Source organism: Photobacterium sp. SKA34 (genome assembly GCF_000153325.1).
Taxonomy (GTDB): domain Bacteria; phylum Pseudomonadota; class Gammaproteobacteria; order Enterobacterales; family Vibrionaceae; genus Photobacterium.
In genome coordinates this window covers 56,454-72,942 of sequence record NZ_AAOU01000019.1, presented here as the reverse complement: position 1 = coordinate 72,942, position 16,489 = coordinate 56,454, and the positions used below count along the sequence as shown (strand labels likewise).

Genomic DNA, 16,489 nt, shown 5'->3' with positions numbered 1-16,489 from the left:
TCTCTGATGGTAATGTGATTTTCTAGACTTGTAGCCAGAACGTCACTGGACCATCGTTATTCAGTGCTACTTGCATATCGGCAGCAAAGATACCCGTTTCAGTTTGAATTTCTTTTACCTTACATTGTTCGACAAAATATTCATAAAGACGTTCAGCATCAACAGGTGCAGCCCCACTCGAAAAACCTGGGCGCATCCCCTTTTTAGTATCTGCCGCTAATGTAAATTGCGATACAACTAATACACTGCCCCCCGCCTGCTGCACGTTTAAATTCATTTTGCCATCGTCATCACTAAAGACACGGTAACCGAGCACTTTATCACGCAGTTTTTGCGCTTTTGCTTCGTCATCATCTTTTTCAACGCCTAACAGCACTAACAAGCCTTTACCTATAGCGCTAATGGTCTGTCCATCTACAGTCACGCTAGCCTCAGTAACTCGTTGGATCAGTGCAATCATTTTTCAACCTCTTTAATAGTCTGCGACGTGTCACCAGATTTTTGCTCTGTCGGTAATGATAACTGATTCGCCTGCTCCCAAAAACCACGCTCACCTAAACTGGCCGTGATCTCTGCGCCCAGTAATACAATGCACCAACATAAATAAATCCAAACAAATAAGATAGGAATTGCAGCTAAGGCGCCGTAAATCATCTGATAAGAATGAAAATGCGCGAGGTAAATCGCAAAACCTTTCTTACTTAGCTCAAATAAAATGCTCGCACTTAAACTACCAATCAGTGCATGACGGAACGTCACTTTACAATTCGGCACTAATAAGTAGAGCAATAAAAATGCCAAACTCGACATAATAGAAGGAAACCAGCGTAAGGACTGCTGTAAAAAGCCGTGTAACGCTTGATGCTCAAGTAATGCCAATGAACCAAGGTAAGAGCTTACTGCAATACTAGAACCTAACAGGATCGGTCCTAACGTTAAAATCATCCAGTAGATTGAAAACGAAATAATCCAACGACGTTTCTTTTTAATTCGCCAGATATAATTTAACGAGGTATCTATTGATGAAATCAACATCATGGCAACGACAAATAAAGCTGCAATACCGACAGCTGTCATTTTGCCAGCATTAGAAACAAACTCATTTAAGTAGGTTTTCACAACCGCGCCAGCCGCTGGTACGAAATTCTCGATCACAAAGTTTTGTAATTGCTCACCAAGTCCTGCGAATACAGGCACTGCTGATAACGCCGAAATAACAACCGTGATAAGCGGCACCAATGATAATAAAGTAACATAAGCCATTGAGCCAGCAGTAACCGTTAAACGGTCATGATTCACTCGCTGGATTAAATACGAAAAATAATCCATCATCAGACGGATTTTGGGAGCTAATTGCAACTTCGCCATTGGTTTGTTGTCAGCCTTATAACTTTGTTCTATTAATCTTATACACATTGTGAAAAGGCTTTCATTTTTTGCCTTCTCTCAACTCTTTATTTGCGTCTTATCAATCAATTCTCTCTTGTTAGAACAAACGTTAAGATTGATTTATTTCAGCGCAGCATGTCTTACAAGGAGCATAACATGCCTTATTTTCTTGCTATTTTACTTAGCGTTAGCTTACTTTCAGGCTGTCAATCAGCCTATTACTCAGCGATGGAGCAAGTCGGCATTCATAAACGTGACATCATGGTCGATCGAGTAGAAGACGCCAACGCGGCACAAAAAGATGCACAACAGCAATTTACCAGTGCGCTTGAAGGGCTTAAAGCATTAAATAATTTCAACGGTGGAGAGTTAGAAGCCGCATACAACGACGTTAATAATCAATACAAAGACAGTGAAGCAGCAGTCTATAAAGTAAAAGATCGTATCGCTGCTATTGAAGATGTGGCTGATGCGTTATTTGATGAATGGAATGACGAACTTGCGCTTTATAAGAGTGCAACATTGAAACGTGATAGTGCAAACAAGCTACGAGCAACCAAAGTACAGTATCAAAAAATGTTATCTGCAATGAAACGTGCTGAACAAAAAATGGAGCCCGTGCTAGATACTTTGCGTGATAACACGTTATACCTTAAGCATAACCTAAATGCTGCCGCCATTGGCTCACTACAAGGTGAATTCAATTCACTGCAACGAGAGATCCAACAAGCGATCCGCGATATGAACAGCGCCATTGCAGAATCTAACCGCTTTATTGGTCATCTAAAGAAATAATCCTACAACAGAGTGAGTCAGCCTCGGTTGGCTCACTATTTTCTTTCAACAGCGCTTTCGCCCTATGTGTTAATACAACACCTCCTATCTCCTCACAGTTTTACATATCACACTATTTTTCAAACCCCAGATACAACAATCCCCCGATTGTTACCAACCGAGGGATTGTTTAATAACTAATGAACTTAATCAGTAATTACTTTGCACGACCTGCACGCTTACGATCGTTTTCAGTAAGAAGTTTCTTACGAATACGGATGTTTTCAGGCGTAACTTCTACTAGCTCATCGTTGTCGATGAATTCTAGTGCTTGCTCAAGTGTGTACTTGATAGCAGGAGAAAGGGTTTGCGCTTCGTCAGTACCAGAAGCACGAACGTTTGTAAGCTGCTTACCTTTCAGACAGTTAACTGTAAGGTCGTTAGAACGGTTATGAATACCGATGATCTGACCTTCGTAAACTTCATCTGCGTGCTCAGAGAATAGACGGCCACGCTCTTGTAGGTTAAACAATGCATAAGTCAGTGCTTTACCTGTTGCGTTAGAAATCAATACACCATTGTTACGTTGACCGATAGTACCGCCCTTGTGAGGGCCATAGTGATCAAACGTATGGTAAAGAAGACCTGAGCCTGAAGTCAGTGTCATGAATTCAGTTTGGAAACCGATAAGACCACGAGAAGGCATCATGAAATCCATGCGAACACGGCCCTTACCATCTGGTGCCATATCCGTTAGCTCACCTTTACGAAGACCGATGTTCTCCATGATACCGCCTTGGTGCTCTTCCACCACGTCGATAGTCACAACTTCAAACGGTTCCATTTGCTTACCATCTTCTTCTTTGATGATAACTTCTGGACGTGATACTGCTAGTTCGTAGCCTTCACGACGCATGTTTTCGATCAGGATAGATAGGTGAAGTTCACCACGGCCTGATACGCGGAATTTATCTGGATCAGCTGTTTCTTCAACACGTAGTGCAACGTTATGTACTAGCTCTTTTTGAAGACGCTCTAGGATGTTACGTGAAGTAACGAACTTACCTTCTTTACCTGCAAACGGAGAGTTGTTTACTTGGAAAGTCATGGTAACTGTTGGTTCATCAACAGAAAGTGGCGTTAATGCTTCAACACAGTTTTGGTCACAAATAGTGTCAGAAATCTTAAGCTCGCCAAGACCTGTGATAGCAATGATGTCACCCGCTTTCGCTTCTTCAACTTCATGACGCTCAAGACCTAGGTAACCTAAAACTGTACCTACTTTACCGTTACGCTTAGAACCATCAGCACTTACGATAGTTACTTGTTGGTTAGCTTTAACAGCACCACGAGTAATACGCGCAACACCGATAACACCCACGTAAGAGCTGTAATCAAGCTGAGAGATTTGCATCTGAAGTGGGCCATCAACGTCTACTGAAGGCGCTGCAACGTTATCAACGATAGATTGGAACAATGGTTCCATGTTCTCGCCAGTTTCGCCTTCTTCTAGAGTAGCCCAACCGTTTAGTGCTGATGCGTAAACCACTTGGAAATCAAGCTGTTCGTCAGTTGCACCAAGGTTGTCAAATAGGTCAAATATTTGATCCATAACCCACTCAGGACGTGCACCTGGACGGTCAATCTTGTTAATTACAACGATTGGCTTAAGACCGTATGCAAACGCTTTTTGCGTTACGAAACGTGTTTGAGGCATAGGGCCGTCAACTGCGTCAACGATAAGCAATACAGAGTCAACCATAGACATGATACGCTCTACTTCACCACCGAAATCGGCGTGTCCAGGGGTATCTACGATGTTGATACGGTAGTCATTCCAATTGATTGCTGTGTTCTTAGCAAGAATGGTAATGCCACGCTCTTTCTCGATATCGTTAGAATCCATCACACGTTCTTCGGCTTCGCCGCGACCCTCTAACGTGCCAGACTGCTGTAGAAGTTTATCAACCAAGGTAGTTTTACCATGGTCAACGTGAGCAATAATTGCGATATTTCTTAATTTATCGATCGATTGATTAGACATTAGTTTCACATTCACTCAGAACATGCAGCATCTTCACTAGAGGCTACTTGATTAAAAAAACGGCTCATAATTTAACAGATTTTACGCTAAAACCCACGAAATATGTGATTTATATCACCAGCTTTTTTATGACCATACTCTGAAGCCGCATTTTTACTCGCTTTTTAGGCTAATTTTATTTTTTTGAACCCTTCTATTTAGGCCATAAATGCCCTCTTAACCTTGCTTTATCGCTCCTTACAGATAAAAACAGCATTAAAGTTACACAGCTCTCATTTAACAATAAAAAAACACTTTTTTAAGGAGATTATGAATTGACAATAATTTTTAACATCGCGATAGTAAGCATGTTCTATTATTGTTAATGACACGCCACCGCACCAAAACAGTGCGACCGTGCATCAAGATAGTGCAAGAATGGATTAATTAAGCTTTAGCAATGCGTAAAAACCGCATTTTTAAAGCTTTAAAAAATTGGCATGGTTTTCGCTTAGGAACATTCAGATCTGCTTATTCTCAAAAATGAGCAACACTAGATTTGCGGCCATGCCCTTATATAACACCGGAGGTTACTCAAGATGTCAGTAGAAAACGTACTAGCGCTGATCCAGGAAAATGAAGTTAAGTTTATTGACCTACGTTTTACCGATACAAAAGGTAAAGAACAGCATATCTCGATCCCATCTCATCAAATTGATGCTGATTTCTTCGAAGAAGGTAAAATGTTTGATGGCTCTTCAGTTGCAGGTTGGAAGGGTATCAACGAATCAGACATGGTAATGATGCCTGACGCGTCAAGCGCGGTACTAGACCCATTCACTGAAGACGCTACGCTTAATATCCGTTGTGATATTTTAGAGCCAGCAACAATGCAAGGTTACGACCGTGATCCCCGCTCTATCGCGAAGCGTGCAGAAGAGTTCATGCGTTCAACAGGTATCGCAGACACGGTTCTTATCGGTCCTGAGCCAGAATTCTTCCTATTTGACGATGTTAAGTTTAACACTGACATGTCTGGCTCTTTCTTCAAAATTGATGATGTAGAAGCGGCATGGAACACAGGTTCTGATTTCGAAGGCGGTAACAAAGGTCACCGTCCTGGCGTTAAAGGCGGTTACTTCCCAGTAGCACCTGTCGATTCATCACAAGACATCCGTTCTGCTATGTGTTTAATCATGGAAGAAATGGGTCTCGTTGTTGAAGCTCACCACCACGAAGTAGCAACAGCAGGTCAAAACGAAATTGCAACACGTTTCAACACGCTAACAACAAAAGCGGATGAAATTCAGATCTACAAGTATGTAGTTCATAACGTTGCACACGCATTTGGTAAAACAGCAACCTTTATGCCTAAGCCACTAGTAGGTGATAACGGTTCTGGTATGCACGTTCACCAATCACTAGCGAAAGACGGTGTAAACCTGTTCTCTGGTGATAAGTACGGCGGCCTTTCTGAAATGGCGCTTTACTACATCGGTGGTATCATCAAGCATGCACGTGCAATCAACGCATTTGCTAACCCTGCAACGAACTCATACAAGCGTCTAGTTCCAGGCTTTGAAGCTCCAGTAATGCTAGCTTACTCTGCACGTAACCGTTCAGCGTCTATCCGTATTCCTGTAGTACCAAGTCCTAAAGCACGTCGTATCGAAGTGCGTTTCGGTGATCCAGCAGCTAACCCATATCTAGCCTTTGCTGCAATGCTAATGGCTGGCCTTGACGGTATCCAGAACAAGATCCACCCAGGCGAAGCGATGGATAAAGACTTGTACGACCTACCAGCAGAAGAAGCGGCTGAAATCCCAACAGTTGCAGAATCGCTACAAGGCGCACTACAAGCACTAAGCGACGACCGTGAGTTCTTAACTTCTGGCGGCGTATTCTCTGATGACTTCATCGATTCTTACATCGCACTGAAATCTCAAGATGTTGAGAAAGTAAACATGACAACTCATCCATTAGAGTTTGAACTTTACTACTCAGTTTAAGTAATCACTTAATTACTAAACATTAAATACTTAGGCCTGCTTCACAAGCGGGCCTTTTTGATCTTGTTGTTAGTCACAAAGCAACGACAATAAAGTCTCTTTTATACCCCGTCCTGTGCTATCAAACTTGGAGTTAATGGATGAAACTCTCTCGTTTTATGAATGTAATACCCTCAACGATTGTGGCTATCATGTGGGTCACATCAATACCGACGCATGCTTCAACTATCTACTCATGGACTGATGACAATGGTGTAGTTCATTTCACCGATAAGCCACAAGTATCTAATGCTAAAACATATGATTTAAGCGTAACGGAAGTCAGCGGCAATATTGAACAAACCGTAAATACTATTGACACTCAAACCACCGATATTACCGTGGTAGAAGAGCCAGCAAAAACCATTACAACCGTCAGTTTAGTCTCGCCAATGCATGAGCAAACCATCCGCAATAACGAAGGTATCATCAATATTCATGCGGTTACCAACAGTAAACTCAACAACCAAACCCAAGCGCAATTGGTCTTAGATGGTATAATAAAGGGTGAGCCTCAAACGAATTTGACATGGCAACTCAGCAACATTGATCGCGGCAGCCATCAGCTACAAATTCAACTAGTTAAAGGCGGCAAGGTTATTGCATCGTCAGACAGTATTACCGTTTATCTGCATCGAGCCACCGTGAAGGCGAACAAGCCAAAGCCAGTACAGCCTCGCTAATCCACAGTTTCACCAATTAACAGTGCCCGATCAGCAATAAACAGGTTACACTCAGATGCACCAATTTGGTGCATTTGACCTAAATAAGCCTATTGATGGTTTAGGTAATCAACAAGGATGCTGATTGTGACTACCGCTTTTACCCCTATAATTATTGATAACCTTGTTACTGCGATCATTTTACTGGATGAGCACTTAACGATTCGTTATGTCAATCCCGCCGCAGAACAACTGTTATCGTCGAGTAAGCGTCGTTTGCTGGGCATTACGTTACCAGAGCTATTACAGTATTCCTCTCTTGATCTCGATTTAATCGCAGCCACACTGTACAGTGGTCAAGGCCTAGCTGATAGTGATCTCGCTTTTGTGATTGATGAACAGCGTCACCTTCTTGCCTTAAATGCCAGCCCTATTTCATGGCAAAAAGAGCTTTTCGTGATGCTGGAGCTTAAACCTATCGATCAGCAACGCCGTATTAGCCAAGAGCTTTCCCAATTAGCTCAGCAGCAAGCTGCAAAAGAATTAGTGCGAGGGTTAGCTCATGAGATAAAAAATCCACTAGGTGGCTTACGAGGTGCTGCACAACTACTTGAAAAAGCGCTACCCGATCCTAGTTATGTCGAATATACCCAAATGATTATTGAGCAAGCCGACCGATTACGTAATTTGGTCGATAGATTATTAGGTCCACAACGCCCAGGCATCAGAAAAACCGATAATATTCATCTCATATTAGAAAAAGTACGTCAGCTGATCATACTGGAAAACGACAGTAATCTTGTAATTGAGCGCGACTACGATCCAAGTCTGCCTGAGATTGATATGGATACCGAACAACTCGAGCAAGCCTTACTCAATATTGTCAGTAACGCCGCTCATGTTCTAAAAAAACAACAAAATGGCGGGATAATTAAACTAAAAACCCGTACAGCCCACCAAGCCTTGATCCAAGGCAAATACACCCGTATCGCCGCGAAAATTGAAATTATCGATAATGGCCCAGGGATCCCAGCAGAGATCCAAGACACCTTGTTCTATCCAATGGTAACCGGTAATGCTGATGGCACAGGATTAGGGCTATCGATCTCGCAAAACTTAATAGACCAACATAACGGCAAAATTGAAGTGATTAGCTGGCCAGGACACACCAACTTTACGATCTATTTACCAATACAATAATAACGATAGGAGAGTAACGTATGAGCAAAGGATTAATTTGGGTTGTTGATGACGACAGCTCTATTCGCTGGGTAATGGAAAAGACACTTATTACCGCTGGCATGAAGTGTGAAACATTTGCTAATGCCGATAGTATACTTGAAGCGCTAGAGCGTAATGTCCCAGATGTATTGGTCTCTGATATTAAAATGCCGGGAACAGATGGCTTAACGTTACTAAAACTCTTACAACAAGATTACCCACTATTACCAGTGATAATCATGACGGCGCATTCAGACTTAGATGCCGCAGTGAACGCCTATCAACGTGGGGCATTTGAATATCTCCCTAAGCCATTTGATATTGATGAAGCAGTGAGTTTAGTTGAGCGCGCGGTTAGTCATAGTCAAGAGCAGAAATGTCAACAGCAACCAGAAACGGAAGTAAAAGCAGTACCAGAAATTATCGGTGAAGCCCCTGCCATGCAGGAAGTTTTCCGTGCTATTGGTCGTCTTTCTCGCTCATCTATTTCGGTGTTGATTAACGGTGAATCCGGCACAGGTAAAGAGCTTGTCGCTCACGCTTTACATCGCCATAGCCCACGCAGTAAAAATGCCTTTATTGCACTGAATATGGCCGCTATTCCCAAAGACTTGATTGAATCAGAACTGTTCGGCCATGAAAAAGGTGCATTTACTGGTGCCAACAGTGTTCGCCAAGGTCGATTTGAACAAGCAAACGGTGGAACACTGTTTCTCGATGAAATCGGTGATATGCCATTAGATATTCAAACGCGTTTACTGCGTGTATTGGCGGATGGGCAGTTTTATCGAGTCGGTGGACATTCCCCCGTTAACGTCGATGTCCGTATTATTGCCGCAACGCACCAAAACCTAGAGCGTCTTGTTGCCAGTGGTGATTTTCGTGAAGATTTATTTCACCGCCTAAACGTTATTCGGGTACATTTACCGTCACTAAAAGATCGCCGCCAAGATATCCCTCAACTCGCACGTCATTTCTTACAACGCGCATCTAACGAGTTAGGCGTAGAAGTTAAAACCCTTCACCCAAATACGACCGAACAGTTAGCATCACTGGATTGGCCTGGTAATGTTCGCCAACTAGAAAATATTTGTCGCTGGCTTACTGTCATGGCAAGCAGCAGTGAGGTCTTACCTAGCGATCTCCCCCCTGAGTTACTCGAAAATAATCAAAACACTTTATCAACTCAGCAAGATAATCAATATTGGCAGCAAGGCTTACAGCAATGGGCAAAGCAAGAATTGCAGCAAGGTAATGAAAACTTATTGGCAGAAGCCCTACCTGAGTTTGAAAAAATCTTGCTAGAGACAGCGCTACAACATAGCCACGGTCATAAACAAGAAGCGGCTCGATTATTAGGCTGGGGAAGAAATACCCTCACCAGAAAGCTCAAAGAGCTGGGTATTAACGACTAACTATCACAACATAACACTGGGTTGCAGGTGAAGGCGGTCACATTTAGCTGCAACAATTATGTTCACGTTATACACTTTGCTTATACTTAACGCTCAGTTTTCATCGGAATAATCATAATGATCAACAAGCATCTTCCTTTGACGGATCTACACCGTCACCTTGATGGCAATATTCGCCCTCAAACTATCCTAGAACTTGGCCATCAATTTAATATGGCGCTACCTGGTCATGATCTAGAAAGCTTACGTCCACACGTTCAGATCGTTGAAGCTGAACCAAGTCTTGTCGCCTTTTTGTCAAAGCTAGACTGGGGCGTTGCAGTATTAGGCGATCTCGATGCTTGTCGTCGTGTCGCTTATGAAAACGTTGAAGATGCCTTGCATGCACAAATTGATTATGCCGAGCTACGTTTCTCACCTTACTACATGGCAATGAAGCATAACTTACCGATTGCGGGTGTAGTTGAAGCCATTGTTGATGGGGTAGAAGCTGGTTGCCGTGACTTTGGCATCAAAGCGAACTTGATCGGTATTATGAGTCGTACCTTTGGTGTTGAGGCTTGTCAGCAAGAGCTTGATGGCTTACTGACTCACAAAGATAAATTGGTCGCTATCGATTTAGCTGGTGATGAATTAGGTCAGCCTGGCACGCAATTTAACGCACACTTTAAACAGGTTCGTGATGCGGGCTTACGTGTAACCGTTCATGCTGGTGAAGCAGCAGGCCCTGAAAGTATGTGGCAAGCAATTAATGAGCTTGGCGCGGTACGTATTGGTCACGGTGTAAAGGCGATTCAAGATCCAAAACTGATGGATTACCTAGTAGAGCATAAAATTGGTATTGAATCGTGCATTACCTCAAATATTCAAACCAGTACCATTAGCAACATCAAAGATCACCCTATCAAACCATTCCTCGAACATGGCATTTTAGCCTGTCTCAATACTGACGATCCTGCCGTTGAAGGTATTGAATTACCTTACGAATATGACGTTGCAGCCCCAGCTGTTGGTTTAAGCCAAGCACAAATCGAACAAGCACAACGCAATGGTTTAGAGATCGCCTTCTTGAGTGAAAGTGAAAAACAAACCCTTCGCGAGATGGCAGCACAACGCAGCTAATCACTCTCGCGATAAAAGTCAGATAACAAAAAAACCCCGTTCCAGCATTGCTCGAATGGGGCTTTTTCATTTAATCCAATAAGATTAAATCACTCGTGAAAACTGCTGTTGACGAGCGCGATCACGTAAGTATTTATCGAAACACATACAAATATTACGGATCAATAAACGTCCCTTCAGCTCAACGAAGATATGTTGCTCATCTACCGATACTAACTCATCATCAATAAAAGTTTTTAAAAGTTCTAAATCTTCAGCAAAATATTGATCAAAATTGATATTAAATTCTGCTTCAATCGCTTTCTTATCAAGCTGGAAATTACAAATGAGGGCTTTGATCACTTCACGACGCAGTAAGTCGTCTGCATCTAGCGAGACCCCCTTACACAGTGCGTTTTGTTTTTCTTCAATATCGCGGTAGTAGTGCTTTAACTCTTTTTGGTTTTGCGCGTAACAATCGCCAATCATAGAAATAGCGGATACACCCATACCTAATAAATCACACTCACCTTGGGTAGTGTAACCTTGGAAATTACGATGCAAAATCCCTTCGCGCTGTGCAATTGCTAATTCATCATCCGGTTTTGCAAAGTGATCCATACCAATAAATTGGTATCCTGCCCCCGTCAACGTCGCAATTGTATTTTGTAAGATACCTAACTTTTCTTTGGCGCTCGGTAATAGCGCTTCGCTGATCTTACGTTGTGCTGCAAACAATTTCGGCATGTGGGCGTAGTTAAACACCGATAAACGTCCCGGATTCATCTCCAGTACTTGCTCTAATGTTTTCGCAAACATTTCACGATTTTGTAGTGGTAAACCATAAATCAAATCAAGGTTCGTTGAACGGAAACCCAACTCACGTGCACGTTCAACCATCGCAAAAATAAACACTTCGTCTTGCTCACGGTTAACCAGTTTTTGCACATCTTTATTGAAATCTTGTACACCGATACTTAAACGATTAAAGCCTTCACTGCGAAGGTGATCAAGAATATCGAGTTCAATTTCACGCGGATCGACTTCTATGCTGATCTCAGCATCATCATCAAAATTAAACACCGCACGTAAGCTATTCATTAAACGACTGATCTGCGCTGCAGTAAGAAACGTGGGCGTACCACCGCCCCAGTGTAGTTGACTCACTTGGCGATCGCCCAATAAGGTCGCACGTTGTTTAATTTCTTGTTCTAGCTTATCCAAGTAATCATCCGCTTTATGCTGATGACGGGTAATAATTTTATTACAGCCACAGTAGTAACAAAGCTTATGACAAAATGGGATATGAATATAAAGCGATAGTTTACGATCTGGGTATTGCTTACATGACATCTCAAATTCAGCAGACGAGAACGCTTCATTAAACTCTAATGCAGTTGGGTAAGAGGTATAACGCGGGCCTGAATAGTTATACTTTTCAATCAGGGCCTGATCCCAAATAATCTGCTCATTTGACATGACATATTTCCAATATTGTAGGGAGAATAAAGAGTTAAACGTGCAATGATAGTAAAACGCCTAACACTTACACTTTATAAGACAATACAGCCATCGCCTAATCAGATTAAACGATGACTGTAATAGTTCAGATCAAGTCATTAAGACTTCGTAGACAGGATGGCATCCAGCTCGACTACAATAGCTTCTTGTAATCGAGTTTCAGCCTTCATTCGCTCCAGATCAAAGCGCATTCGAGCACGTTTCTCTGTTTGTTGACTTGCTTCACCGCGAGGCATATCTTTTACTACCTCATACAGCTCTGTAATAGCTGGATAAGTTGCTGCAAAATCAACACTCTTATCAGCCTGTAGCGCTTCCATCAACTTATACAAACGAATCGCCGCTTCAGACAAATCACATTGTCCTTGCTTGGTGGCTGCGGCAATCACATAAACGCTCTCTAAAATCGTATTATTACGCGTTTCTATCGCCTCTTTTTGCTGTTGTTCAGCACGGGCTAAAAAAACTTTATGGCGTTGATTTTGTTGGTATAGCTTAACAAGTAACGTTCCCGCATAAATACCAAGCGCGGTTACAATTGTGCCACCAATAACAAGCAGAAGCGTCAAATCCTGCAACGGTTACTCCTTACCGAATTTATCTAAATCCATCTTTTCAAATTGATCGAGTAAATCATCATCAGACTTAACCGCTGGGCGGTACTCATCTTCCTCGAACAATTCAACTTCATCTTCTTCCATCAAACCAAGCTGCTTCATAAGCTGCTCAATACGATCAAGTTTTTGGTCGACTTGTTTCTGCAAGCCCGCACCTAACTTTTCACCAGCATCTAAGCGATCAAGAAGAACCATCAGCTGCGCATCATTTTCAAGCATTGCTAATTCTTGCTCTGCTGACATACGACGTTGCTGTTTGGTCATTGGCTTTTTCGGCTCAACGATCAAAGGAATTGGTTTTTTACTACCAAGACGTGGATCTTTTTTCTGCGCGGCATTACGCTGCTTAGTTTCTTCAACGGCAGAATGGCGACTACCAGTTTTTAAGCCTTTACGCTTTTTCGCTTTCTGTCGCTGGCGAGATTCGATCTCTACTTGGTTCGGCGTTTTATCACGGTATACCGCTGGGCCTTCAGAGCCAACCTTACGGCCTCTTTTTTTACGGGTCATTACTGGGTTTTCCTCAGCAAAATCACATCATTTCCAACAAACTCAACTTCTAAGCCATCACGTTGCGCTAAAAAGCGGAACGTATCGCGACTAAAGAAACTAACGTGGGTTGGATCGTTCTTATAATGCCAACGTGTAAACGCTTCGGCATCGGTTGCTAGCTTTGTCATTAATCCTAGCCATCCGCCAGGTTTAATCATACTCAGCAGCAGCCCCCATTCCTTCGCAGGCTGATTAAAATGTTCTATGGCTTCAGTACACGTAACAAAGTCATATTGGCGCGTTAATACACTAGGATCAGGTGCAAAGTATGGATCATAAATCGCCATATTATATCCCATTTCGTCCAACATAATGGAAAGTGTTGGACCGGGACCGCTGCCAAAGTCTAAACCATCTAATGGTCCAGCCAGTAAACGTTCCACTAATGGTATAGCTAAACGACCTAAAAATTGGCGATAACCCATATCTTCTGGATTATTTTGATGTTGATCATAAACGGCTTTTTCTTGCTCTGACGATAACTGAGCCTCAGGATCGGCAAAAATTAACGCACATTGCTGACAACGAAAATAACAGCGATTTTTATCTTCAACAAATACTCCATGCTGCTCACTATGGCACAGTGGACATGGCTGCATGATCACTTCTCCGGTGTTGCCGATTATTAGCAAAATCGGAACTGGTGTAAAATCGAGCGGGCTATTCTATACCCAATCGCGGTCAAGATGTAGTTTTGCCGACAAAATGTGCAAGTTTATCTGTAAATACGATAAAGATAGATAAAAGATCAACAAGTTAACTTGTTTGTAATGCAGATGAAAAAATAGGGGAAAAGAAAAAAGCGATAGGCTTGCACCTATCGCTCTATATGTAAGCCATTGGCTTATATTCTGTCTAGTCATCCTAACTAGCGTGTAACATCCCGGTTAAGCAACGTTCCTTTTGTTATTAGTGCTTTCCTTGCGAACATGTTGTTCGTCATCATCCTGATGAGTTTTGATCTTCCGTGTCCTGTCCATAGCAATTCAACTCGTCCTGAGTTGGCGTTCCATTTCGCTTACTATCATCCTGATAATAATGCCACCATCCTTGTGAGCACGTTATCCTTAACGCACCACTTATTGCGCCGACGTCATGTCGTTGCAAAATCTTATCCGTAAGTGTCTTCCTGACAATCCAATACGCTTCTTGCGTCAACCCTAGTCATCCTAACTAGACGTCCTGTGATCCTTCGAGCTCCTGCTCATGCCATCCTAGCGCTTCCATCCATCGCCGCTCTCCCTGTCGACACGAGATAATTTACAGTAACCAAAAACTGAAACAATGTACCGATATCACATTTTTAAAAACACAAACCACCACAAACAATTAAGTCATTGTTATCAATGGTTATTATATTTTTTATCACAAAGTATCGAGATAAAATACCCCTCACAAATGGCAGATCTCTTACAAGCTGCTGAGCAAATAAGACAGAAGTAAAAAATAGTCTTGCGGAATAATGCATCAAATATATAAAACAATGATTATTAAACAATAAAAAAGCAGCCTAAAGGCTGCTTTTTTCTATTGAAAGAGAACTATATTTAGTGCAAGCCGCCAACATATTGTGACAACGCATTAATTTCATCATCACTTAATTTTGCAGCAACCGAACGCATCATCGCGTTCATATCATTAGCACGAGCACTTGAACGGAACTTTTCAAGTTGAAGTTTTACGTATTCAGCATTTTGACCAGAGATTTTAGGGAATCCGGATAAACTCGTACCATTGCCACGAGGACCATGACACGCAATACATGAAGCAATACCGCGTTCAGTATCACCAAAACGATAAAGTTGTTGAGCGACTTCAATTGATTCTTTTGGGGAGGTATTATCTGAAATAGGCAGGGAAGCATAATATACTGCGATATCTGCGATATCTTGGTTAGAAAGGGCCATGACCATTCCTCCCATAACAGGATTATTACGTCCTTGTTTTCCGCCAGTAACCATTGCCAATTTGTATTCTTTTAATTGCTTTTCAATATATTTAGGATGCTGTCCAGCAAGTTTAGGATACTGCGGCATCAACGCTGCATTGCCGTCCGTACCATGGCAAGCCGCACAAGTGATGGCTTTTGTTTTACCCGCTTCAATATCGCCTGTTTCGGCAAGAACCGAATGACTCGAAAGAAGGGTTAATATTAATATTAATTTCTTCATGACATTCCATTTATAATTATAGGGCTTCCACTACCACAAGTAATGCTCAATTACATAGTATACAATACGATCACAAACCAAGCTCGGTTTAACATATTTTATACATCTTCACATAAAAGCAATCAGTCGACTACATGAAGACTAGACGGAGTTAACAGTGAATCAACCTCTCAACTACAGAAATACAAGTTTTATCACAAGTGCACCAGATATTCGTCACTTGCCGCAAGATGCAGGCGTTGAGATTGCATTTGCTGGTCGCTCTAACGCGGGTAAGTCGAGTGCGCTAAACCGCTTAACCGATCAAAAAGGGTTAGCACGTACTTCAAAAACGCCTGGTCGTACTCAGCTGATCAATATGTTTGAAGTGGTTCAAGGCTGTAATCTTATCGATTTACCGGGTTACGGTTTTGCACAAGTCCCTCTTGAAATGAAATTAAAATGGCAGAAGTCGCTAGGAGAGTACCTTCAACGTCGTGAGTGCTTACAAGGTCTTGTGGTATTGATGGATATCCGTCATCCGATGAAAGATCTTGACCAACAAATGATTAATTGGGCACTTGAAAGCCGTTTACCTGTAATGGTCTTACTAACTAAAGCAGATAAGCTAAAAAGTGGTGCTCGTAAAGCACAGGTGTTAAAAATCCGTCAAATGACTAAAGAGTTAGAAGGTGACGTCCAAGTTGAAGCATTCTCTTCGTTAAAAGGCATTGGCGTCGATCAAGTTCGCCGTAAGTTGGATGAGTGGTACGCACCAGAGTTAGAGCGCCAACGTGTGCTTGCCGGTGGTGATGATGCTTTCCCAGAGCAAGTTGAAGAAGATAACGAGTAAATACGTTGTTTATGTAGCTTTAGGATTAGAGCTATAAAAATTCCCCACCATCACGGTGGGGCAAATTAAGAGAGAAACAGGAGGTATTTTAGTTTTGTAGAACGAACAATAATGATTTCTCCTCTTAACGCAATCCCTTCCCTTTATATGACTAAATTTACAT

Annotated in this window: 15 protein-coding genes; 7 read left to right on the top strand and 8 right to left on the bottom strand. The window is 42.2% G+C overall.

Annotated elements, in window-relative coordinates; genetic code table 11:
- Positions 1–22: 22 nt before the first annotated feature.
- Both dtd and SKA34_RS00335 read right to left on the bottom strand, forming a co-directional pair.
- On the bottom strand, positions 23–460 hold the full coding sequence (dtd, locus tag SKA34_RS00340; RefSeq protein ID WP_006643511.1) for a D-aminoacyl-tRNA deacylase: 438 nt from the start codon (positions 458–460) through the stop codon (positions 23–25).
- Positions 457–1,368: a virulence factor BrkB family protein gene (locus SKA34_RS00335; protein ID WP_006643510.1), complete on the bottom strand. Its 912-nt coding sequence runs from the start codon at positions 1,366–1,368 to the stop codon at positions 457–459. Before SKA34_RS00335 ends, dtd begins: the two co-directional genes overlap by 4 nt.
- Before the next feature lie 177 nt (positions 1,369–1,545).
- Between SKA34_RS00335 and SKA34_RS00330 the strand changes: the two genes are divergently transcribed.
- Entirely contained in the window at positions 1,546–2,184 is a 639-nt protein-coding gene (locus tag SKA34_RS00330; protein WP_006643509.1) for a DUF2959 domain-containing protein, read from the top strand.
- 196 nt (positions 2,185–2,380) lie between these two features.
- Here SKA34_RS00330 and typA read toward each other — a convergent pair whose 3' ends face one another.
- Entirely contained in the window at positions 2,381–4,207 is a 1,827-nt protein-coding gene (gene typA / locus SKA34_RS00325; RefSeq protein ID WP_006643508.1) for a translational GTPase TypA, read from the bottom strand.
- Between the two features lie 578 nt (positions 4,208–4,785).
- Between typA and glnA the strand changes: the two genes are divergently transcribed.
- The 5 genes from glnA to add all read left to right on the top strand — a co-directional run bounded on the left by glnA (position 4,786) and on the right by add (position 10,654).
- The gene (glnA, locus tag SKA34_RS00320; protein ID WP_005372511.1) at positions 4,786–6,195 is read left to right on the top strand and encodes a glutamate--ammonia ligase; all 1,410 of its coding nucleotides are present in this window, start codon (positions 4,786–4,788) and stop codon (positions 6,193–6,195) included.
- Between the two features lie 140 nt (positions 6,196–6,335).
- Complete coding sequence (locus SKA34_RS00315) at positions 6,336–6,917, top strand: DUF4124 domain-containing protein (RefSeq protein WP_006643507.1); 582 nt, start codon at positions 6,336–6,338, stop codon at positions 6,915–6,917.
- Positions 6,918–7,043: 126 nt separating this feature from the next.
- Positions 7,044–8,096 carry a nitrogen regulation protein NR(II) gene (glnL, locus tag SKA34_RS00310; RefSeq protein WP_006643505.1) on the top strand — a complete coding sequence of 351 codons (1,053 nt, stop codon included), beginning with the start codon at positions 7,044–7,046 and terminating at the stop codon, positions 8,094–8,096.
- Positions 8,097–8,116: 20 nt separating this feature from the next.
- The gene (gene glnG / locus SKA34_RS00305; protein ID WP_006643504.1) at positions 8,117–9,532 is read left to right on the top strand and encodes a nitrogen regulation protein NR(I); all 1,416 of its coding nucleotides are present in this window, start codon (positions 8,117–8,119) and stop codon (positions 9,530–9,532) included.
- A 117-nt stretch (positions 9,533–9,649) separates the two neighbouring features.
- Positions 9,650–10,654, top strand: a complete 1,005-nt coding sequence (gene add / locus SKA34_RS00300; RefSeq protein WP_006643503.1) for an adenosine deaminase — start codon at positions 9,650–9,652, stop codon at positions 10,652–10,654.
- An 84-nt stretch (positions 10,655–10,738) separates the two neighbouring features.
- Here the strand turns inward: add and hemN are convergent, their stop codons facing one another.
- From hemN to SKA34_RS00270, 5 genes are all read right to left on the bottom strand, one after another.
- Positions 10,739–12,112 carry an oxygen-independent coproporphyrinogen III oxidase gene (gene hemN / locus SKA34_RS00295; protein WP_006643502.1) on the bottom strand — a complete coding sequence of 458 codons (1,374 nt, stop codon included), beginning with the start codon at positions 12,110–12,112 and terminating at the stop codon, positions 10,739–10,741.
- Between the two features lie 140 nt (positions 12,113–12,252).
- Positions 12,253–12,732, bottom strand: coding sequence for a DUF2489 domain-containing protein (locus tag SKA34_RS00290; protein WP_006643501.1), 480 nt, complete (start codon positions 12,730–12,732; stop codon positions 12,253–12,255).
- Between the two features lie 3 nt (positions 12,733–12,735).
- Positions 12,736–13,281, bottom strand: a complete 546-nt coding sequence (yihI, locus tag SKA34_RS00285) for a Der GTPase-activating protein YihI (protein WP_006643500.1) — start codon at positions 13,279–13,281, stop codon at positions 12,736–12,738.
- Positions 13,281–13,922: a class I SAM-dependent methyltransferase gene (locus SKA34_RS00280; RefSeq protein ID WP_006643499.1), complete on the bottom strand. Its 642-nt coding sequence runs from the start codon at positions 13,920–13,922 to the stop codon at positions 13,281–13,283. Before SKA34_RS00280 ends, yihI begins: the two co-directional genes overlap by 1 nt.
- Positions 13,923–14,870: 948 nt before the next feature.
- A complete protein-coding gene (locus SKA34_RS00270) occupies positions 14,871–15,494 on the bottom strand; it encodes a cytochrome c (protein ID WP_006643498.1) in 624 nt (207 codons plus the stop codon).
- Positions 15,495–15,651: 157 nt separating this feature from the next.
- On the opposite strand from SKA34_RS00270, the gene yihA reads away from it, so the two are divergent.
- A complete protein-coding gene (gene yihA, locus SKA34_RS00265) occupies positions 15,652–16,326 on the top strand; it encodes a ribosome biogenesis GTP-binding protein YihA/YsxC (protein ID WP_006643497.1) in 675 nt (224 codons plus the stop codon).
- Positions 16,327–16,489: the final 163 nt, after the last annotated feature.